This is a genomic window from Xanthobacteraceae bacterium (assembly GCA_019454205.1).
Taxonomy (GTDB): domain Bacteria; phylum Pseudomonadota; class Alphaproteobacteria; order Rhizobiales; family Xanthobacteraceae.
In genome coordinates this window covers 1,043,769-1,065,057 of record CP075369.1, presented here as the reverse complement: position 1 = coordinate 1,065,057, position 21,289 = coordinate 1,043,769, and the positions used below count along the sequence as shown (strand labels likewise).

Genomic DNA, 21,289 nt, shown 5'->3' with positions numbered 1-21,289 from the left:
GCGCGTCCACCGCTACTGCAGCGGCGTGGTCGGCGGCGCGTCCTGCATGCCGCGGAATTCAAATATCTTGCGGAAGAATCCGGGCGCGGCCATCGACATCGGATTGACGCGCAGGATCGGGCGGCTCGCAGGCCCTGCGATCTCGAAGGTCAGCGCGAGCAGCCCTTCTTTCGGGCCACCGAGGAACAGACCGACCACCGGCAATTGCCCGAAGAAATTGTTGAGGCCGTAAGCAGGAACATACGTGCCGCGCAACTGCACGGCGTTATTCGCGTAATCGAGCACGCCGTCCACCGTCGCGCCGATGGCGGGACCGAAGATCAATCCTTCGCGGATCGCAAAACGGCCGGGCGTGCGCGTAAAGTCGACGCGCATACGAATGAACTGCACCGCGCCGCCCGTGGGCTGGTTGCGCTGCCCTTGCGGACCGCGGTCGCCGAGGTCTTGCGGCGTGGATGAAATCAGACGGTCGAGGTTCGGTTCGCCGACAATCTGGAAATTGCGCACGCTGACGATGCCATCCTGCGGCGCGCCGTCCTGCGTGGGCGTATCGAGCACGATCCAGATTTCGCCACCGCGGATTTTTCCGTAGTAGTCGCCGAAGCGGAACAGCGCACCGGCATCACCTGCCGTAATATAAATTACGGGGCGCCCGCCCTCGCGCGCGCGCAATTCACCGACGATGGAAGAGTCCCGGCCGATCTTGCCGAGCAGCGCGAAGCTGCGGATTTCGCCGTTCCGGCGCACAACGCTCAACACCAGATTGCGAATGGTTTCGCCGTTATTGCCCGATGCTGAGGCCAGCCGCAGATCGATGTCGAGGTCGCGCGGCTTCCGGTTCTTTTTATTATCGTGCTGACCGCCGGTCGCCTCCGAAAGCGACTTCAGCAATCCACGCGCGTCGAGCGAAGTGCCACGCACGACCACTTTCAGCGCGCCATCCGCGGTACGTTCGGCGCGCATCGTCGCGCGGTCGCTACCGGAAAGCTGGAACGTGGTGAAGTTCGCGCCCGACATATTGCCGTCGGCGTCGAGATCGAGCGTGCCGCGCAGGTTAACGCCGGCCTGCGAGGTGATGACGATGTCCTCGAATTTCAGCGCGCCGTCGCGCTCGGTGAGGCGGTATTGCGCGCGCGCGGGTTGGCCCGCTGGCTTGTTCCAGCCGGGCACCAGTTCGACGACCTGCGCCGCCGTCATGTCGGCATCGACTGTCATTTTGGTTTCGCGCTCGCCGGAAATGCCGTGTACGCGCAGCGTAACGGGGCCGAACAGCCATTGTCCCAGCTCGATACCGAAGCGGGTGCGCGCGGCATCGTCCAGCGTGGCTGCGACCTTGAACTCCGGGTCCTTGCCGTCTTTCGGCTTGACGTATTCGAAGCTCGAGGGCGCGCCGGCGATCCTGCCCTCGCCCTTGATGACAATTTGCGCGGCGTTGATCGTCACTCGTGCGTTCGCGGCTTCCATCTTCTGGCCGCGAATGAGATTTTCAGCCGCGAAATTAGTGACGTTCGCTTCCGCCGCATAGGCGATCTCGCGCATGGTCACGTCGCGCTTGAACGGAAGCTGGAAGCGCAGGTTCGCCGACACAGTGCCGCGCGTCGTATCCGGGTCGAGCGCAACTCCGGCCTCGCCTTTCAGAATATCCTTCGCCAGCAGTTCGGCGATCGCATCCGCACCGCCGTCAAGGCGCATGGTAATCGTGCCGACCGGATTCTTCGGCGTGTGATCCTTGAATTCGAGCAAGCCGTCCGGAATCGTGAGCTTGCGCTTCTTGCTCAATTCCACCGTGCCCTGATTGACACGGATGCGCGCGGTGCGTCCGGTCAGCAGCACCGATCCTTTCGCGTCAACAATCGGCGGCAATCCCTGCACCGGCGTGAACTTCGCGCCGGTGACATCAATCTCCAGATTGACCGCATCGTCGTTCAGCGGGACATCATGCTGGCCGAGGGTTTCAAGCGGGATGTTCAGCGCGAGCGCGAGCCGCTCGATGGTCCCGCTCTCGATATTGTCGAGCACCCAGTTGCGTGTACCGGGCGCGACCGGCGCGGGCCACAGCCGCTTCAGCGCCGAAAGCGGCATGCGATTGCCCACGATACCGAGTTTCAGGATCGGATCGTCGGGAGCGAAGTCGATGCCGCCGGTAAGCGCGACCGTCGCGGTCGTACTCTGCAACAGCCCCTCGTTGATGCTCAGCACCTTGGTTTCGGTATCGAAGCCGCCGCGCAACATGATGCGGTCGAGGGTCAGCGGCGCTTCGCGGACGCGGCCGGTGGTGAGTTGCACCAGTCCCTGCGGCACCGTCACGGTCCAGTTCGTGCCGCCGTCTGCCGGAGCATTCACCAGAATACCGAGCAGGATGCGGTTCTGGCCCCCGACGATCTGGATCGGATCGACGACGAACGCGCCGCGGTCAGGCGCAAAGCGGACCTGGAAGCGCACTTCGTCGAGATCGAAACGGCCCCGCTCGTCGGCGGCGGTGCCGATCTGACCCTTGGATGCAACAACCACCATCGAACCGGAAACCAGCCGGCCGTCGGTCGCAATGCGCGCGCGGAATAATCCGGTGACAGGCGTGCTCGCAAAAATATCGCTGTCGCCGTAACCGGCAGCGTAGAGAAGATCGTTCGGCACCACGCGGTCGGCGTTCACGTCCACAACGCGCTCGCCATTCACTGCAGCGCCGATCGTTGCCGTCAATTCCCACGGCTGCGCGCCATCGCCGGAGGAAAGCGTGAACGTCAGGCCGCCGTCGCCGGGGCGGCGAAGCGCGGTACGGATATTGTTGAACTGCCAGCTTCGGCCCGGCGTTTCGCTCACCACAACCAGCGTGCCGCGCTCCAGCGCGACTTCGGAGAGCGCGATCCCGTCAAGACCTGTCTTCTCGAAACTGTCGAGCCATGCAGCTAACCGTTGAAAGCGGAAGGGTTCGTTCTTTTGCGCCGGAACTGCCTGTTGCCGCTGTTGCGAACGCGGCGTTACCGGCGCCGCCAGTTGCGCGGTCTGCGGCGCGATCATCCGGATGTTGCCGTTTTCATCGAGACGCACGGTCAGCTTCGCGCCGATCAGCGTAATGCGCCGCGCGCGATAGTTGCCGCGGATGAGGCTGCCCGGTTCAAGACCGACTTCCGCCATCGGCGCGCGGACAACTTCCTCGCCCTTTTCGTTCTTGATGACGATGGCTTCGACCGCCAGCACCGGTGCGCCGGTGGAGTCGTAGTCGAGCTTGGTCTTGCCGATCTCGACGCGATAACCGGGCGGCAGTTTTTCCTCGAGCGCGCTCGCGATCCATGGCGTCGCGATATCGGCAGAAACCAGACCACTCAGCAGCGCGATGTAGAGACCGACGACGCAGAGCACTACCGCAGCAACGCCGACCGCCAGCCAGCGCACCACGCGGCCGAGCCGGCCGCGGAACATCCGGTTCGCGGGAGCAATCGCGCGCGCGAGGAAATTCCTTTCCTCCGGCCACGAATGATCGTGCCAGCCGCGCTCGCGCCGTCTCATGCGCGCGCCTCGTTCATGCGTACGTCTGCCTCAACAAGCGTCCCCTCCGCCTGCCCGCCGGATCGAAGGCGGGGACGGTTTCCCGATTTTCGTTTTTTGCCACCCCGCCCCACGGGATCGCTGTAGAATCCAGTAAAATCAAGCCTCTAAACCCGCCGAAAGGAAGGCGCATGACGGTCCCTCCCACAGAAGGAATGCCCGCCCCGGACTTCACCCTGCCTACCGACGGCGGCGGCACCATATCGCTGGCCGGTCTGCACGGCCGGAAGGTAGTGGTCTTCTTCTATCCGAGGGCGGACACCCCCGGTTGTACCCGGGAATCCATGGATTTCAGCCGCCTGAAGCCCGCCTTCGAGGAGGCAAAAACCGTTGTGCTCGGAATCTCGGCAGATGCAGCCGCCGTGCAGGAGAAGTTCAAGACAAAGCACAACCTGACCGTGCCGCTCGGTGCCGACACAGAGCACAAGGCAGCGGTCGCCTATGGCGTCTGGGGCGAGAAATCCATGTACGGGAAAACCTTCATGGGCATCGAGCGCGCGACTTTCCTGATCGGCACGGACGGCAACATCGCGCGGGTCTGGCGCAAGGTGAAAGTCGAGGGCCATGCCGAGGAAGTCCTGGCTGCGGCGAAGTCGATCTGATCCCAGCCATAACGGGGGGCGATTGACCGTCCGTTAACCATGCCCGGGCTTATCTTGCCTCGTGTGCCGGCGTTCGACCCGGCCAGAGGCCGGGTATGGCGTACTACTCCACGCAGCCATCGAGATACGACCAATCGCGCGAATTCGGCCGCCGCTTTCCGGAGCCGGTGACCCTTCGCAACGGCGTTTCCCGCGGCCTGTTCGGGACCGTTTGTGCAATCGCGGTCGCGTTCGCGGCCTTCTCCGGCATCCTCTGCGGCTACATCCTGTTTCGCGACGAAGCCTTGCAGGCGCTCGCGTCCCATCAGGTCTCGACTGCGCGCGCCTACGACGCACAGATCGCGGCGCTGGATGCCGAAGTCGCGCGGCTGCGCTCGATGAAGTTCGTCGAACAGGAGCGCGTCGAGCGCCAGCTCGCGGACGTGACGCGGCTCCAGCAAACCTTGCAGGCGCGCCAGAATGCGTTGGCCGGGCTCGCGCAATTCCTGCCGAGCTTGAACGACATCACCGGCTCGGTCCCTGCCGTGCAGCCGCAGCGCAATCAGCCCGCTCCGCCGCCCGCGGAGCCGCGCAATCTGGACGCAAAACCCCGGCCGATCTCCGATGTCATTCGCATCGATCCGATGACGCCGGGTGATAACGCGCTGCGTTCGCGCCTCACGCCGCCGCCCTTCGCGGTCCCGGCGATGGACGAGAATACCCCGCCCGAACTGCTCCCCGTTTTGCGCACGCTGACGCGCATGGGCGACGAGCAGGCTACGGCACTGAACGCTATCGAAACGGAACTCGACGATCGCCTCGCCCGTGCGCGGCGTGTGTTCGCGGATTTGCGCGCAGAGGTTCCGGTTGCGAGCGCTACGCCAAAAGCCCGCGACAAGAGCAACGCCGCAATGGGCGGGCCGTTCGTGCCGCTCACCGGCGCTTATAGCGATCCGTTTGCGCGGCAACTGTTCCGCATCCGCACCGCGGCGACGAACTACAAGCTGTTACAAACGGAACTCCTGAAACTTCCGGTCTCGCTACCCATTCTCGGCGATCTCGAAGTCACCAGCAGTTTCGGACCGCGTTCCGATCCATTCTTCCGCAAGCTCGCGATGCATACCGGCGTCGATCTTCGCGGCGATACCGGCGAGCCGGTGCTGGCCGCCGCGTCCGGCGTCGTCACCTATGCCGGGCGCCATACCGGCTACGGCAATCTCGTTGAGATCGACCATGGCAACGGCTACGTCACGCGATACGCGCACCTTTCCGCAATTCTGGTGAAGGAAGGCGCGATCATCGCCGCGGGAACTCCGCTGGGCCGGATCGGCTCCACCGGTCGCTCCACGGCCCCGCACCTTCATTTCGAGGTCCGGATCAACGGCGAGCCGGTCAATCCGCAGCGCTACCTCCGCGCGGGAATGCGCCTCAACGGCAGCCGATAACTGCCATTCCGGCGGCGCGGCCGCCGCATCTTTATAAAATTTTAGCCAAATCGGCGCGATTCTAGAGCGTTCTTCGTCGCCGGCGGAACGCGTTCGGCATATGCGCATTGGCTATACGTATCGTGTTTGTGAGTACCGCCATGACGAGGGGAAACACTATTAATAGCCACGGGGAACCCATGCCCGATGCACGGGTTAATGAGCCGGAACTACCATCAGGCCCCGCAGGGCTAGAGACCCTCAAAGCGCAACGTGCCGTGACTGCAATGGACCAAGAAGACTTGCAAAATCAAAGGCTTATGCAATTTCAGGCGCAAGCCGACAGCGAGCCGAAGGGCCGTCCGGAACCTTCGGGCGAGACGGGCCAGCCGCTGCGCCGTCCCTTCGAGGATGCTTCCGATCTGAACTCTATCCCCGGTGTCCGGCCCGAAGACCCGCCCTACCGCCACTGGTGGGTGAACGAGGACGAGGACGACAAGTCCAAAAACTGAGCCAAAGCTAGCGGGGCGGCTATTCCGCCGCCACCGCGGTCGCTGCGTAACGCGGCACGCGCCGCGCGTCGTCTTCCTCGACCCAGGCATCACCGGCGAACCATTCGTGGTCGCGGTCGCAATGCGGGCAATAGCTCCGAGAGAAGAACACCGTCGAGCGTTCGAATGTCTTGCGCTCCGCCCGGATGCCGGTCGGAATCGCGCGGCCCGTTTCCGGACATTCGATCATTACGTTTCCCATGATTCCCTCCGCTATTTCACTTCGATTTGCGCGGGCTTCGTAGCGGCGGCGGGTGAAGGCAGTGCGACGGCTTCCGCACCATTGCGGGGCAAGTTTGCGGCGATAACGAGTCGGGTGAGCAACAGTTTGTAACAATGAAAAAGCGCCACTGGAATTTTCCAGCGGTTTTCAGAAAAATTTCGCGATCATCCGTATTCCCGCCGTAGCGAGGAGCACACCCAGCAGGATACGCAACACGGCTGGTTTGATGAAGCGGATGCTCAGCCAGGATCCCGCTATGCCACCAAGGCCGACTGCTGCGAGCCAAAGCGGTAACGACGGAGGCAAGGACACCATGGTCGCCCACACGCCGGTCAAGGCCGACGCAGAATTAAAAAGATTGAAGGTTGCCGCAATCGCCGCAGTTTGCCGTGACGCGGCCCAAACCATGGTCAATACGAGCGGCGCGAGAAATATTCCGCCGCCTACTCCCGTTACACCCGAAATAAAACCAAGCGCTCCACCGGCGAGCAGCCCCGCCAGAAAAGGCGGATGCACGGGTGCGCGACGATCGTCCTGCTCCGCTGTGCGTGCTGAGCGCGCCATCTGCAGGGCTGCAAGCAAAAGCAGCAAACCAACGACGGGCTGGTAGACGGCCTCCGGAAGATTGATCGTGCCGCCGAGAATGGAAAACGGAATACCGAGAATTGCGAAGGGATAACAGCTCCGCCAGGTAAGAAGACCCGCGCGGTAGAAATTCACGCAGCCGATGGCCGCGACCAGAATGTTCAGGATTAGCGCGACCGGTTTGATCGTTACCGCCGAAAAGCCTGCAAGGCCCATCACAGCGATATAGCCGGTGCCGCCAGCCTGGCCGGCAATCGAATAAAGAAAAGCGACGCAGGCGAACGCCGCCGCAAGAAGAGCCTCTCCGATTCCGCTCTGCAACGAAACGCCCTCGCTTCGCTCACCGCCCGAAACCGCGGCTTATATCAAGACCAAAAGAAAGCCGCCGGAAACTGCTCTCCGGCGGCCTTCCGTTGTTCGCAATCTGTAATGCGGATTACGCGGCCTTGTTGGAAGTCGACGTATCGAGGTCGCGCAATTCGCGTCGCAGAATCTTGCCGACGTTGGTCTTCGGCAGGTCCGCGCGGAATTCGATGTATTTCGGCTTCTTGTAACCGGTGAGATTTTCGGCCGCGAACTTCATCAGTTCCTGCTCGGTGACGTTCGGGTCTTTCTTCACCACGAACAGCTTCACCGCTTCGCCCGAATTCGCGTCCGGCACGCCGATCACGGCGCATTCCAGTACGCCCGGATGCATCGCCATCACGCCCTCGACCTCGTTCGGATACACGTTGAAGCCGGAGACGTTCACCATGTCCTTCTTGCGGTCGACGATATAGACGTAGCCGTCTTCATCCATGCGGCCGATGTCGCCGGTGCGGAAGAAGCCGTCTTTCGTCATCACCTTCGCGGTTTCTTCCGGACGCTGCCAGTAGCCCGGCATCACCTGTGGACCCTTCGCGGTGATCTCGCCGACTTCGCCGATGGCGAGTTCTTTGCCCTCGTCGTCGCGGATCGAGATGATCGTCGAAGGCACGGGCAAACCAATCGAGCCGTTGAATGCGGTGTTGTCGCCCGGATTGCAGGTGAGCACCGGCGCGGTTTCCGAAAGGCCGTAGCCTTCCAGGATGGGCACGCCGGTTTTCGCGAGCCACTTGTCGGCGACCGCCTTCTGCACCGCCATGCCGCCGCCGTTCGCGACTTTCAGCATCGACCAGTCGATCTTGTCGAAGTCGGGATGGTTGAGCAGCGCGTTATAGAGCGTGTTCACCGCGGGGAACGTGGTCACCTTGTACTTCTGCAATTCCTTGATGAGCGCCGGCAAATCGCGCGGGTTGGCGATCAGCAGGCAACACGCGCCGGCGCGCGTGCCGAGGAAGAAGCACGCGGTCAGCGCGAAGATGTGATAGAGCGGCAGCGCCGTGAGAATGAGCAGCTGCTCGACCTTCGGCTCCTTCTCCAGCACCGGCTGCAACCACGCGTCGTTCTGCAACACGTTCGCGATGACGTTACGATGCGTCAGGATCGCGCCCTTGGAGACGCCGGTGGTGCCGCCGGTATATTGCAGGAACGCGATGTCCTGCGGACCGAGCTGCGGCTTGGAAAGCGTCTTCTTCTTGCCTTCCGATATTGCTGCGAGGAACTGCACGGCATTCGGAATGCTGTATGCCGGCACCATCTTCTTCACCTTGCGAACCACGAAGTTCACGATGGCGCCCTTGAAGCCGAGCATGTCGCCGAGGTTGGCGAGGATGACATGCTTCAGGCCCGATACGTTCGGCAGCACCTTCTGCAAGGTGCTCGCGAAGTTTTCGAGAATGATGATCGCGCTCGCACCGGAGTCTTTCAGCTGGTGCTCGAGCTCGCGCGGCGTATAGAGCGGATTGACGTTGACCACGGTCAGGCCCGCGCGCAGCACGCCGGAAATCGCAATCGGGTACTGCATCACGTTCGGCATCATGATGGCGACGCGGTCGCCCTTCTTCAGGCCGAGCGATTGCAGATAGGCGCCGAGCGCGTTGGAGTGCGCATCGAGGTCGCCGTAGGTGATCGACTTGTCCATCGAGATGAAAGCTTTGCGGTCGCGGTATTTCGCGAAGCTCTCTTCGAGAACCTGCACCAGCGACGTGTAGCTGTCGGGATTGACCTCTTCGCCGACGCCTTTCGGATACTTCTTGAGCCAAATCTTATTCACGGGTCGTCTCCTCCCACCTGAACTTTTGATTTTTGTTGCTTGCCCAAGGACATAGCAAAGCCGGGCATTAAATAGAAGAGTCCGTTACGGCAGCTTTACGCGCAAGCGCACATCTACGTTCGCGAATACCGTAGCGGCATCAAGGATTTGGCAGATGATACAGACGGCAGCCTAGCCCGCAGGCTCGCCGAAACCGCGTCCGGGCGGCAGCGGCTTGCAGCGGATCAGGCGGCTGTCCTCCACCGCCGCCTGCCGATGCTTTACCGCCTCGCGATACACCGGATCGCGGATCATTTCGACGAAGCCGGCGACGGAAGGATATTCCGCGATGAACACGCGGTCCCAACGTTCGCTCTGCGGGCCGATCAGCATGAGTTCGAATGCGCCCTGCCAGTGAATTTTCCCGCCGAGGCGCGTGAACACAGGCGCACTTTCCCGCCCGTAGGCGGCATAGGCTTCCGCACCCGTCGCCGTGCGGCCATCCGCATACTTCGCACGCTCGCGCAGCCGCACGAGGTTCAGCATGTGGATCGGCCCTTCGCGATTGTTGTCGCGAAAGGCTGCGAAGATTTCCTTGGTCGGGTCGATGTGACTGGTCATCGCTTGGCTTTCTTCTTCGCGGAACGCGCCGCCGTTCGTTTCACCTTGTAATTCGGGTCGAAGCCCGCGCGGAAGTTGCGCACGAATTGCCGCGCCACTTCCTCGACCGGGAGGCCGCGTCCCTGCCGGTGCCATACCGGCAGCCAATTCAGCGCGCCGAGCAGTTGCAGACGAAAGAGCTTCGCATCGATTCCGCTAGGCAATTGCAAATCGGCGACGAGCACGGCGATCAACCGCTCGTAGGCATCGCGTTGCGGCACCATGATCTTGCGGAAGGACGCGAGACTTCCTTCGTAATATTGCGCGGCAATCGCAGCACCGGCGTGCTCCGGCGACGCGAAGTTGCGCGAATGCGCTGCAGCCGCCGCTTCGAGCCGTTCCCACGGGTCTTTCAGGTCGGCGATCGCCGCCATCACCTCGCGCTGTACCGTTTCCAGGCTGCGCCCGTGTACGGCGACGAAAATCTCGTCTTTGCTGGGAAAGTGATAGTAGAGCGAGGCCGTGGTCATGCCGACAGCCTGCGCGATATCGCGGATCGAAATGCCCTCGAACCCGCGCCGCGCAAACAGCTTCTGCGCCGCGTTCATGATCTTCTCGCGGCTCGCTTCGGCCTTCGACTCCTTACTGTCATGCAGCGGGGTCAGCGCGTTTCTGGGCTTGGTGGCGGCTGGCATCTATGGGAACTCCGGGGCCATTTGACTCTTACCGATCGATCGTTAGAAAATCTTCCCCGTGGCGGGAGGATCGGCATTGCAAATCCTACAGTCTTCGAAAAGAGAGACCAATCAGGCCGTGGCGGAAGCGTCCAGCGACCCCCTCGCCGATTTTGCCGAAGACCTGGAACGTCTCAACGCTGAAATTCTCGCGCTTTACAGGGAGGCACTCCCCCCCGCGATTATCCACCAGATCGCCGGCGGTGCGCGCGAACAGGCCGGGATCGGCCACTTGATGCTCGATGATTGCATCATGCGGGCCGAGAGCGGTTGCCTCAACGCGACCCATATCGCGAACGGACGGAAATGGGTTGCAAGCGTGCGCGCTTGGATCGAGGGGCGTAAGACCAAGTACGCCAGCAATGTCCGTCGCAAACTCTACGTGGTGAAGGCGCGTTGACGCTTCGCCGCGCCTATTTCAACCGCGCCGGATCGAAACGAAAAGCCAGCGGGTAAAAACCCTTCCACTTGCTCCAGCGCTGCGAACCCGCTTCCGACAGTGTCCACAGCATCCCCTCCGGTTCGAAGCTGATGCCTTCGGCACCCGCCGGCATGGCATAACGCGCGAGCACCGATCCGTTCTTGCGGTCCAGCTTCACGAGTTCGCCGGACTTCGATCCGCTGCGCATCACCCAGAGCGCGCCCTCGGAATCCACCGCCGCGCCTTGCGAGAAAACCGGCGCGACAACCACCTCAATCGCGTCGGCTCGCACCAGCCTGCGCTTCTGCAAGGCTGACCAGGGAAAGCGGTAGATTCTTCCCGCTTCGTTTCGCTCGTAGGCGCCGATCCAGAAACCATCAGGAGCGGATGCAGCGAACGAACCTTTCACGCCGCCGGCCAGCGCAATCGTGTGCACCACGCGGCCGACGCCGCTCCCCGTTTTCTCATTCAGTTCGATTTCGAACAGCACATGGGCATCGGTGAGAAGTAGCCGCCCGCTCCTGCCCGGCGCGAGACCACCGGCATGACCGCAGCCTTGCGGCAGATCGAGATGACCGAGAACCGCTCCAGTTTCCGCATTCATCGCGTAGAGCCGGCATGGTCCGCGGTTCTGTTTGCCGTCGGTGCTGCGATAGGCGGAGACGAACAGCTTGCCGTCGAGAAAGACGATGCCCTGCGGCACATAGCCTTCGTTCAGGCCGGGCAGCCAGAGACGGCGCGTTAGTGCGCTCGCATTCGGGATGCCGGTGAGCGCGCGCGCCGTATAAAGCGGCTTCATGCCGAGCGGTTCTTCCGCACGGGCAACCGGCCCGCAAAGGAGAACGGCGGCTGCAATCGCCAGCGCGGCTTGCCGGTGCATGTTTCCTAGAAAGACCGATGCAAGCGACCCTGCGCTCAGAAGCACCGTACCTCGTCGGCATCGAGAATAATGAAGGTCGGATGCGGCCGGATTGTTCCCTTCGCTTCCATCGTCGCGCCCTTCACGCAGCTCTCCGGGGTTTTACCCTTCCCGGTAATCTCGCCGACCGTGCACGGCGATCCGCCGAGCGCGACATACCGCCAGAGGTCATCCCGGTACTGGACGGCGGAGTTCATTTTTACGGTAACCGTGACCTTCTCGCCGTCGCGGCATTGGCGCTGCGCGAAGGCAGGATCGGATGCAAACAACAAGGCAAGAACAACAACGAGGCGCTTCATAGAGACTCTCCTGTCGAGATTCCATGCGGCGCATTGCAACGCCGGAGATGGACGCGCGGAATTTCATGAGGCTAATGCACCGGCCTGAAACAACGAAAACCACGGAAGCGAACGGCGCAAAAGCTGCAATTCATATTTTCATCATCAACGCCCAACAACGAGGAGGGATGATACGCAACAGACGCACGACTGGCTAGCCGTGCGTCTGTTCATGCTTATTTCCGGCCGCGCGCCCGTCCGCCGTTTATCAAGTTCAATGAGGCGCGCCGCGCCACATCTGGTAAAACGTAATGCCGATCTCGAACATGATCAGCAGCACGATCATCAGTTCGAGGCGTAGCGAGCGCTGGGTGTCGATCATGTCGGTCAAGGCCTGCGCGGTCTCAGCGACCACTTTCAGTTTGCGGTTCAGGCCGTCCACCCGCTCCGCCAGTTCATATTCCTCTTTCAGCCGCGCATAGAGGCGGCTCAGGTTCGGCTTGTCCCACAGCACATCCGGGTCTTCCGCGACCGCGACGCGGCCCGACACGCGATGCTGCACCAGCAGCGCACTGCCGATGTGCTTCAGGATTGCGCGGCGTCCGCCGGGCGTGCGGCCCTTCTCCGCCAGCACGCGCGCGAACGGCTCGGTCTTTTCCAGCACCGCGGCGACATCGCGTTCGTCGTGCGCGAGCACGACCGAATCCGCGAGCGCGTAAGCGACCAGTAAAAGACGCTCCAGCGTGATCTGCTTCACATAAATCGGCCCACCGGGCGGAACCTGATCTTCCCGCTCGGCGCTGACTTCGACGATGGCGGATTCTTCCTCCCTGACGTCGAATGCGCCGACGATGCGGCCGCGCAAGTTGCGCAGCACGTCGTCCTCCTCCAGCGCAGAAAGGCCGATCATCACCACCACGCCGTAGCGGAACAGCACGGCGATGCCGTTTGCGCCCGCACGGAATGCAAGTGGCGTGGTCGAGAGCGTATCCGAGCGCTCCAGCCCCGCGGTTTCAATGCGGTCGCCGACCAGAATGGCGCGCACGGTGACGCGCTGTGGGAATGACGGAAACTGCGGCACGTCTGCCGCGTGACGCTCGATGAGAATGGGATCGTTCAAGGTGTCCAACATGATTTCGTACTCGTCAAAAGACTCGCGGCGAGCGGGCGCGAAAAGTTTTCCGCGCGCTCGTTTCGTCAGGAATCCGGGATGACGTGATTATAGCGGACGACTTTGTCGAACCGATGAATATTACAAGCGATTGATTTGTAATGATAATTTGAAAGAGAAACGGCGCCGTGATTGCGGCGCCGTTGCAGGAAACCGAACCTATATGCGCTTCAGCCGCGCTTCGCCTTGTCCTTCTCGTTCTGCGCCACGATCGCGTCGCGCGCGGCCTTCCACTCGGCGTCGCCCCATTCGCGCAACTCGTAGAAATTACCGCCGGTGGCAAGCGCCTGCGCGCCGTCCATCGCGATCATTTCACCGGACAGCCAGTCGCAGCCCGGCGACATCAGGAAGGTCGCGAGGTTCTGCAACTCCTCCATCGTGCCGGGGCGGCCCATCGGATTGCGCGCGGCGGTACGTGCGCCGGGCTTCTCGCCGGGATTGAGGCGCTTGCTCATGCCCTCGGTCGGGATTTCGCCGGGCGCAATCGCGTTCAGGCGAATGCCGTAACGCCCCCACTCGCTTGCCAGCGACGTGGTCATCGCGGCGACCGCCGCCTTGCTCATGGTGGACGGCACCACGAACGGGCCGCCGTTGCGCACCCACGTCACGCTGATCGAAACCACGTTGCCTTTGTGCCCACCCGCGATCCAGCGCTTGCCGACGGCGTGCGTCACGTAAAACGTGCCATGCATCACGATGTTCGCGACCGCATCGAAGCCGCGCGGCGAAAGATCCTCCGTGCGCGAGATGAAATTGCCCGCGGCGTTGTTGACGAGGCCGGTCAACGGACCCGCGTCGAAGATTCCCTGCACCATCGCATCGACCGCCGCCGCGTCGCGAATATCGACGCCATAAGCGGAGACTTTTCCGCCATGTGCCTTCATTAGTTCGGCAGCGGTGTCCTCGCAGACCTGCTTGCGCCGTCCGCAGATCGCGATTTCCGCGCCAAGCGAGAGAAATTTCTCGCTCATGGCGCGGCCAAGGCCCGTGCCGCCGCCGGTCACGAGAATCTTCTGGCCGTTCATCAAACCCGGTTGAAACATGCAAAGCCTCCCCTCGTTCTGTTCTGCCGCGCAAAATCCGATGCCCGCGCTGCGTGGTCAACAGCGCGGGCGGCGACGTAGCGGAATCAGAAACTTGGCGTCAGGCGACCTTCTTCGTCACCACGCCCGCGCCTTCGGTCAACATGACCTTGTTCAGGAGCTTCACCAGCGCGTAGACGGATTCGATCGACGGCGCCGAAGTGCCGGTGATCTTCGCCATTTCGAGGATCGAGCCGATCAGCGCTTCGGTCTCCAGCGAACGGCCCGCCTCCACGTCCTGCAACATCGAGGTCTTGTGCGCGCCGACAGACTCCGCGCCAGCGATGCGCTTGTCGATGGTGACGCGGAAGGTGACGCCGAGCTTCTCCGCGATGTCCTGCGCTTCCTTCATCATGCTCGCCGCCAACGCGCGGGTTTCCGCGAACTGGCAGATATCTACCAGCGTTGCGTGGGTCAACGCAGAGATCGGATTGAAGGAGAGATTGCCCCACGCCTTCAGCCAGATTTCGGAGCGGATATCCTTCAGCACGCGCGACTTCAGGCCCGCCTTGACGAACAGATCGTGCAACGACTTCGTGCGCTCACGTGTCTTGCCGTCGAGTTCGCCGATAGGAAAGCGGTCGCCCTCGACGTGGTGGATCACCCCCGGCGCGGTAACCGCTGCAGCCGGATAGACTACGCAGCCGATCAGGCGTTCGGCATCGATTTTCTTGGTCAGTATACCTGTAGGATCGAGCGATTGCAGACGCTGATTGTCGTACTCGCCGCCGAGCTTCTGGAAATACCACCACGGCAAACCGTTCTGCACGGTGAGTACGACGGTATCCTTGTCGAGCAGCGTATCGATATCGCGCACGACCTGCTCGAGATAATGCGCCTTCACCGCGAGCACGACGAGATCCTGTTTACCCGCATCCGCGGCCTTGTTCACCGCCTTCATTCTTGCGGTCTGTACCTTGCCGTCATGCCATTCCAGCTTTAGGCCGTTCTTCTGGATCGCGGCGAGATGCGCGCCCTGATCGATGACCGTGACGTCCTCCCCCGCCAGCGCGAACTTCGCGGCCAGCAGGCCGCCGATCGCGCCCGCGCCGACCACGCAGATGCGGCGGGCTTTCGGCGCTTCGCCGAGCAGGAACGGCGACGGCAAGACCTGATCGAACTGGTTGACCAGCGTGCCAACACCTTCGATCACGATCTCGATCTTGTTGCTGGCCTGATCCATCACGCCCGCGCCAAGGGAAGTGCCGCAGGCGATGATGTCGCCCGGCATCAGCGTCATGTCCTTCGAGATTGCCGCGACCAGCTTGTGCGGCGGGAAGAACATGTCGCTGACGGGATAGTTCTGGCGCTCCTTGCCGTTCAGCACGGTCCTGATGCGCAGCTTCATCGGATCGACGCCGGTCGTGATGACCGGGCCGAACACGCCGAACGTGTCGAAGCTTTTCACGCGCGTCCACTGATCGAAGGTGGGAAACTTCTTCATCAGATCGACGGCGGTGACGTCGTTCACCGGCGTATAGCCGAAGATGTATTCGCCGGCTTCCGCTTCCGTGACGTTCGAGCACTTCTTGCCGATGACGACGCCAAGCTCGCCCTCGTAAAGAATACGGCCGTCATAGCTTTCGGGCCGCACGATGGGCCGGCCATGCGGATGAAACGAGTTCGGCGCTTTCAGGAAGTAAAGGGGGTCGGTGGGGTGCTGGAAGTCGTTCTTGGCCGCGAGTTCGTGGAAGTTGTTCCAGAGGCCGATCATCTTCGACGGATCGCAGGGAGTAAGCACCTGCACATCGCCGAGTTTCACGCTCTCCCCGGTCGGCGAAGGATTATCGAACATATCGCCGGAATGAACCTTGATCGTTTCGCCTTCCAGCGTGCCGAAGGAAGTCTTGCCGCCGCGTTCGAAGCGGATCCATTGCGTCATGTTTCTCTCCCGGATTTTTTGCAGCGCGGCATCGCGCGCGCATTTTTATTGGGAGCGATCTTGCCGTTACGGCAACCGAAAGCAAGCGCGCCTGCGCAAGGCGTCTATGCGTCTAACGTTTCAACGTCACGGCCGCGGCGAGCGCACCAAGCGCGGCCATGATTGCAGCAGCAACCATTCCGAGCGTGTAACTCGCGGCAAACGTCGCAAGTCCCGCGGCCAATGCCACGCCGAGCAGCGATGCGATGCGGCTCGCGGCGTTGTTCACGCCGGAAGCAAGCCCCTCGTCCGCGTCCTTCACGCTCGACATTACCGCTGACGTCAGCGGTGCGACGAGTATCGACATCGAGAGGCCCATCAAACAAACCGGTGCGAAGATACCGAGCCAGACCGGAAGTTGCTGTCCGGCGGCCAGCCAGACATACGCCGCGGCGCAACCCAGCGGCCCGATAATGAGAGGAAGCCGCGCGCCATAAGCATCCGCGAGCCTGCCGAAGTAGCGGGACAATAAACCAATCGCGAGCGTGAACGGCACGAAGATCAGGCCGACATCGGTCGCGCTCAAGTTCCGCCGGTCGATCATATCGAACGGCAGCAGAAAAAATCCGACCGACAACGCGCCATAGATGCCGAGCGTCGCCAGGTTCAATCCGAGAAATGGCTTGTTCCGGAGCAAGCGCGGCGGCGTGAGCGGATGATCGGTCGTGCGCTGCCACCATGCATAGATGCCGAGCAGTACGAGACCGGCAACAGCTGCCGAGACGATGACGGAGAGCGGCGCGCGCGGCGCCTCGATTTCCTTCGTTCCCTCTCCCGGCCCGATCTGGCCAAGTGCGTAGGCGATTGCGGCAAGCGCCAATGCAAGCAGAAACGCGCCCGGAAGATCGAAGCGGCGCTTATCCAGTTTGCTGGCGGGAGCAAACGTCAGCAGCAGGATCGCCGCGATTCCGAACGGCGGGTTGATCCAGAAAATCCAGCGCCATCCCAGATTCTCCGTGAGCCACCCGCCGATCACCGGCGCGATGCCCGCGGCCAGTGCGGACGCCGCGGCCCACACCCCGATCGCAGCACTGCGTTCGCTGCGCGGAAAGGCCGAGCCAATCAACGCAAGACTCGACGGCGCCACCAGAGCCGCGGCAATGCCTTGCAGAACGCGCGTCGCAATCAGCCAGCCGATATCCGGCGCGAGCGCGCATCCGGCGGAGGCGAGCGCGAACAGCAGGCATCCGGCCGCCAGCACTTTCGCGTGACCGTAACGGTCGGACAACGCACCGCCGATCAGCGTCAATGCCGCGAGCGCGAGCACGTAGCCGTTCATCACCCATTGCAGGAGCGCGTAATCTGCCGCGAGGTCCTTGCGTAAGGCCGGCAGCGCAACGGTCAGCACCGTGCCGTCGATGAAGACGACGGAAGAAGCGAGAATGCAGGCGGCGAGCGTAAGCCGGAGATGTGCACGCGGCGGGGTTTTTGTTTGCGGGGCTTCCGGTTCCGGCTTGCGCCGCGCCTTTGCCATGCCGCGTCCTACTCCACGTCCTCGACGCTGTCCGGACCGCCGCCGAAGACTTTTTGCGCCAATGTCGCGTGCATGAAGTTGTCGAGGTCGCCGTCGAGCACGTCCTGCGGACTGGTCGATGTCTCGCCGGTGCGCAGGTCTTTCACGAGCTGATAGGGCTGCAGGACATAGGACCTGATCTGGTGGCCCCAGCCGATGTCGGTCTTCGCGGCCTGCTCGGCGGCGGCCTTCTCTTCGCGGCGCTTCAGTTCTTCCTGATAGAGTTTTGCGCGCAGCATGTTCCACGCCTGCGCACGGTTCTTGTGCTGCGAGCGGTCGCCCTGCGAGACGACCGCGATGCCGGTCGGAATGTGCGTCAGGCGCACCGCGGACTCGGTCTTGTTGACGTGCTGTCCGCCCGCGCCGCCGGAGCGCATCGTATCCACGCGCACGTCCGACTCAGGGATTTCGATTTTGATGTCGTCGTCCACCACCGGATAAACCGTGATCGACGAGAACGAGGTATGGCGGCGCGCATTCGCGTCATACGGAGAGATGCGCACCAGACGATGTACGCCGTTCTCGGTCTTGAGCCAGCCGTAGGCGTTCTTGCCCTTCACTTCGATGGTGGCCGACTTGATGCCCGCGGTTTCGCCGTCGCTCTGCTCGACCAGCGCGATCTTGAACTTATGCTGCTCAGCCCAGCGCGTGTACATGCGCAGCAGCATCGAAGCCCAGTCCTGGCTTTCGGTACCGCCCGCGCCGGCGTGGACTTCGAGATAAGCGTCGTTCGCGTCCGCTTCGCCGGAGAGCAGCGCCTCCATCTGGCGGCGGCCGGTCTCGGCTTTCAGTTCGGCGAGCCTGGCTTCGGCGTCGCTGATGGTGGCTTCGTCTTTTTCCGCTTCGCCGAGCGCGATCAGTTCGACCTGATCGCTCAGTTCGGTGCCGATGCGTTTGAGGCTGCCGAGCGCGTCCTCCAGCGAGGTGCGCTCCTGCATCAGCTTCGAGGCTTTCTGCGGATCGTCCCAGAGCTTGGGGTCTTCGGCGAGCGCGTTCAGCTCGGCGAGGCGTTTTTCCGATTTTTCGAAGTCAAAGCGACCTCCTCAGCAGTTCCAGCGACTGCTTGATCTCTTCAACGAGTTTTTCGGTTTCGGCGCGCATGATTCTTCGCTCTCGGCGGCGTCTCTATAAATAGCGGAATGTGAAGCGGCAAGCCGCTTCACACGCTCACCACAACCCGCGGCCGCGCGTGAAGAAGCCCTGCTGGTCCGGCGACGTCGAGCGATTGCGGTCGCCGCCGATGGGATTGCCGTGCTCGTCGTTGAAGCCGACGATTGACATGGAATCCGGGGGCGACGTGCCGGGGCGGAATGCTTCCAGAATTACGCGCTCGTCGCCTGATTGCGCGCGCAGGCCGGTCGCAAGATTGACGCGCACCAGCTTGAGGCCGGGCGGCACGCGGAACGGCTGCGCAGGCCGGTCGACAAGCGCGAGCTTCAGGAAATCGCGCACGATCGGCGCCGCGTACTGGCCGCCGGTTACGCCGCGGCCGAGCGGACGCGGGCGGTCGTAGCCGAGGTAAACGCCGACCACGAGGTCCGGCGTGAAGCCCATGAACCAGACGTCCTTTTCGTCGTTCGTCGTGCCGGTCTTGCCGGCGACGGGACGGTTCAGCGCGCGCAGCACGGTGCCGGTGCCGCGCAGCACCACGCCTTCCATCATCGACGTGATCTGGTAGGCGCTCATCGGATCGATGACGATTTCGCGGCGGTCGATCAGCGTCGGCTCGTCCTGGTTCTGCCAGGCCTGCACCTTGCACGTCGCGCACTGGCGGTCGTCATGCTGATAGATGGTCTTGCCGTAGCGGTCCTGAATGCGGTCGATCAGCGTCGCCTTCACCTTGCGGCCGCCGTTGGCGAACATCGAGTAGCCGGTCGCCATGCGCAGCAGCGTCGTCTCGCCCGCGCCGAGCGCGTAGGAGAGATACGGCGGCATGTTGTCGTAGACGCCGAAGCGGCGCGAATATTCCTGCACCAGCGGCATGCCGATGTCCTGCGCAAGGCGCACGGTCATGACGTTACGCGAATGTTCGATGCCGAAGCGCAGCGTTTGCGGTCCGTAGAAACGGCCGGAATAGTTTTCCGGTTTCCATGCCGCCTGCCCCGGTCCCTGCTCCACTTCGAGCGGCGCATCCATCACGATGGTGGACGGCGTGTAGCCGTTATCCAGCGCCGCCGCGTAGACGAACGGCTTGAACGACGAGCCGGGCTGGCGATAGGCCTGCGTCACGCGGTTGAACTGGCTTTCCTCGAACGAAAAGCCGCCGACCAGCGCGAGCACGCGCCCGGTCCATGGATCCATCACGATCAGGCCACCGGAAACTTCCGGCACCTGCTGCAGGCGAAACTGGTTCTGCTGGTTCTCGATGGCCGAGACATAAATCACGTCGCCGGGATTGAGCGCGCCGTTGACCGTCTTCTTGGTCCACTTCACGCCTTCCGCGCCGATGATGCCGGTCGCGCGTTCCTGCGAAAGTGCGCCGCCGCGGTCGCGCTGCGGCTGGAAGCCGATGCGCGCCGAATTGCCGGCCACTTCCAGCACGACCGCGATGCGCCAGCCGACATCGTTGAGTTGACGGACTTCCGCAAGCTTCACGCCCCAGTCGCCGCCGAGTTCGATCTTCTGCTGCGCGCCACGCCAGCCGCGCGCCTCGTCGAATCGCACCAGCCCTTCGTGAAATACTTTCTTGGCGATCAGTTGCAGCTTCGGGTTCAGCGTGGTGCGAACCGATAGGCCGCCTTCATAGAGCTTCTGTTCGCCGTAACGCTCGAAGATGTCGCGGCGGACTTCCTCCGCGAAGTATTCCGCATGGAACTGGTTCGGACCCTGCGGACGCATCGCGATGGTGAGCGGCTTCTTCTTCGCGTCGGCGGCTTCCTGCGGCTTGATCGCGCCGGTGATCACCATCTGGTCGATCACCCAGTTACGGCGCGCAATCGCCGTGTCGCGGAAGCGGAACGGATGATAGTTGTTCGGGCCTTTCGGCAGCGCCGCGAGATAAGCGACTTCCTCGATGCTCAACTGATGCACCGACTTGTCGAAATAGAGCAGCGACGCGGCGGCGATGCCGTATGCACCGAGGCCGAGATAGATGTCGTTCAGGTAGAGTTCGAGGATCTTCTCTTTCGAGTAGGCGCGCTCGATGCGCAGCGCGAGCAGCGCTTCCTTGATCTTGCGGGTGATCGAGGTCTCGTTACCCGTCAGGAAGTTCTTCGCGACCTGCTGCGTAATGGTGGACGCGCCCTGCGGGCGGCGGCCGGTGCCGTACTGCTCGATGTTGTTGATGACCGCGCGGAGAATGCCGAGCAGGTCGATGCCGCCGTGCTCCCAGAAGTTCTTGTCCTCGGCCGCGGTAAAGGCGTCGAACACCCGCTTCGGGATGGCCTGCACCGGCAGGTAGAGGCGGCGCTGGCGGGCATATTCGGCTACCAGCGAACCGTCCGACGCGTGTACGCGCGTCATCACCGGCGGCTCATAGTCCTTCAGCTGGGCAAGGTCCGGCAGGTCCTTGGAGTAGTGGTAGACGCCCCAGGTAAAGACGACCGCGCCAACGACGAACAAAATCGCCCCGGCCGCGAACAAGAAACCAAAAAACCTGACGAGAAAACGCATCTAAGCCCGATTCCG

General features: G+C 62.5%; 18 protein-coding genes. 4 read left to right on the top strand and 14 right to left on the bottom strand.

Annotation, left to right across the window (positions count from 1 at the left end):
• Positions 1 to 12: 12 nt before the first annotated feature.
• Entirely contained in the window at positions 13 to 3,507 is a 3,495-nt protein-coding gene (locus KF794_05225; GenBank protein QYK46094.1) for a hypothetical protein, read from the bottom strand.
• 170 nt (positions 3,508 to 3,677) lie between these two features.
• On the opposite strand from KF794_05225, the gene KF794_05220 reads away from it, so the two are divergent.
• The 3 genes from KF794_05220 (at position 3,678) to KF794_05210 (ending at position 6,063) form a co-directional block, all read left to right on the top strand.
• Entirely contained in the window at positions 3,678 to 4,148 is a 471-nt protein-coding gene (locus KF794_05220; protein ID QYK46093.1) for a peroxiredoxin, read from the top strand.
• A 95-nt stretch (positions 4,149 to 4,243) separates the two neighbouring features.
• Positions 4,244 to 5,572 (top strand): M23 family metallopeptidase, encoded by a 1,329-nt coding sequence (locus KF794_05215; protein ID QYK46092.1) that lies wholly within the window; start codon positions 4,244 to 4,246, stop codon positions 5,570 to 5,572.
• 299 nt (positions 5,573 to 5,871) lie between these two features.
• On the top strand, positions 5,872 to 6,063 hold the full coding sequence (locus tag KF794_05210; GenBank protein QYK46091.1) for a hypothetical protein: 192 nt from the start codon (positions 5,872 to 5,874) through the stop codon (positions 6,061 to 6,063).
• Between the two features lie 19 nt (positions 6,064 to 6,082).
• Here KF794_05210 and KF794_05205 read toward each other — a convergent pair whose 3' ends face one another.
• The 5 genes from KF794_05205 to KF794_05185 form a co-directional block, all read right to left on the bottom strand.
• On the bottom strand, positions 6,083 to 6,304 hold the full coding sequence (locus KF794_05205; protein QYK46090.1) for a hypothetical protein: 222 nt from the start codon (positions 6,302 to 6,304) through the stop codon (positions 6,083 to 6,085).
• A gap of 168 nt (positions 6,305 to 6,472) precedes the next feature.
• On the bottom strand, positions 6,473 to 7,219 hold the full coding sequence (locus KF794_05200; GenBank protein ID QYK46599.1) for a sulfite exporter TauE/SafE family protein: 747 nt from the start codon (positions 7,217 to 7,219) through the stop codon (positions 6,473 to 6,475).
• A gap of 127 nt (positions 7,220 to 7,346) precedes the next feature.
• On the bottom strand, positions 7,347 to 9,044 hold the full coding sequence (locus tag KF794_05195; protein ID QYK46089.1) for a long-chain-fatty-acid--CoA ligase: 1,698 nt from the start codon (positions 9,042 to 9,044) through the stop codon (positions 7,347 to 7,349).
• Between the two features lie 171 nt (positions 9,045 to 9,215).
• On the bottom strand, positions 9,216 to 9,644 hold the full coding sequence (locus KF794_05190; GenBank protein QYK46088.1) for a DUF1330 domain-containing protein: 429 nt from the start codon (positions 9,642 to 9,644) through the stop codon (positions 9,216 to 9,218).
• Complete coding sequence (locus KF794_05185; GenBank protein QYK46087.1) at positions 9,641 to 10,318, bottom strand: TetR/AcrR family transcriptional regulator; 678 nt, start codon at positions 10,316 to 10,318, stop codon at positions 9,641 to 9,643. Before KF794_05185 ends, KF794_05190 begins: the two co-directional genes overlap by 4 nt.
• 118 nt (positions 10,319 to 10,436) lie before the next feature.
• Between KF794_05185 and KF794_05180 the strand changes: the two genes are divergently transcribed.
• Positions 10,437 to 10,757 carry a hypothetical protein gene (locus KF794_05180; protein ID QYK46086.1) on the top strand — a complete coding sequence of 107 codons (321 nt, stop codon included), beginning with the start codon at positions 10,437 to 10,439 and terminating at the stop codon, positions 10,755 to 10,757.
• 13 nt (positions 10,758 to 10,770) lie between these two features.
• Here the strand turns inward: KF794_05180 and KF794_05175 are convergent, their stop codons facing one another.
• The 8 genes from KF794_05175 to KF794_05140 form a co-directional block, all read right to left on the bottom strand.
• Positions 10,771 to 11,658 carry a hypothetical protein gene (locus tag KF794_05175; protein QYK46085.1) on the bottom strand — a complete coding sequence of 296 codons (888 nt, stop codon included), beginning with the start codon at positions 11,656 to 11,658 and terminating at the stop codon, positions 10,771 to 10,773.
• 35 nt (positions 11,659 to 11,693) lie between these two features.
• Complete coding sequence (locus KF794_05170) at positions 11,694 to 11,996, bottom strand: hypothetical protein (GenBank protein QYK46084.1); 303 nt, start codon at positions 11,994 to 11,996, stop codon at positions 11,694 to 11,696.
• Positions 11,997 to 12,249: 253 nt separating this feature from the next.
• A complete protein-coding gene (locus KF794_05165) occupies positions 12,250 to 13,107 on the bottom strand; it encodes an RMD1 family protein (GenBank protein ID QYK46083.1) in 858 nt (285 codons plus the stop codon).
• Positions 13,108 to 13,316: 209 nt separating this feature from the next.
• Positions 13,317 to 14,189, bottom strand: a complete 873-nt coding sequence (locus KF794_05160) for an SDR family oxidoreductase (GenBank protein ID QYK46082.1) — start codon at positions 14,187 to 14,189, stop codon at positions 13,317 to 13,319.
• A gap of 100 nt (positions 14,190 to 14,289) precedes the next feature.
• Complete coding sequence (locus tag KF794_05155; protein QYK46598.1) at positions 14,290 to 15,411, bottom strand: 2-dehydropantoate 2-reductase; 1,122 nt, start codon at positions 15,409 to 15,411, stop codon at positions 14,290 to 14,292.
• A gap of 811 nt (positions 15,412 to 16,222) precedes the next feature.
• Positions 16,223 to 17,623: an MFS transporter gene (locus KF794_05150; GenBank protein ID QYK46081.1), complete on the bottom strand. Its 1,401-nt coding sequence runs from the start codon at positions 17,621 to 17,623 to the stop codon at positions 16,223 to 16,225.
• A gap of 8 nt (positions 17,624 to 17,631) precedes the next feature.
• A protein-coding gene (gene prfB / locus KF794_05145; GenBank protein ID QYK46080.1) for a peptide chain release factor 2 occupies positions 17,632 to 18,763 on the bottom strand; the annotation gives its coding sequence in 2 pieces (ribosomal slippage) (positions 17,632 to 18,693 and positions 18,695 to 18,763; 1,131 coding nt in all).
• Between the two features lie 66 nt (positions 18,764 to 18,829).
• Positions 18,830 to 21,274 (bottom strand): penicillin-binding protein 1A, encoded by a 2,445-nt coding sequence (locus KF794_05140; protein QYK46079.1) that lies wholly within the window; start codon positions 21,272 to 21,274, stop codon positions 18,830 to 18,832.
• Positions 21,275 to 21,289 lie beyond the last annotated feature (15 nt).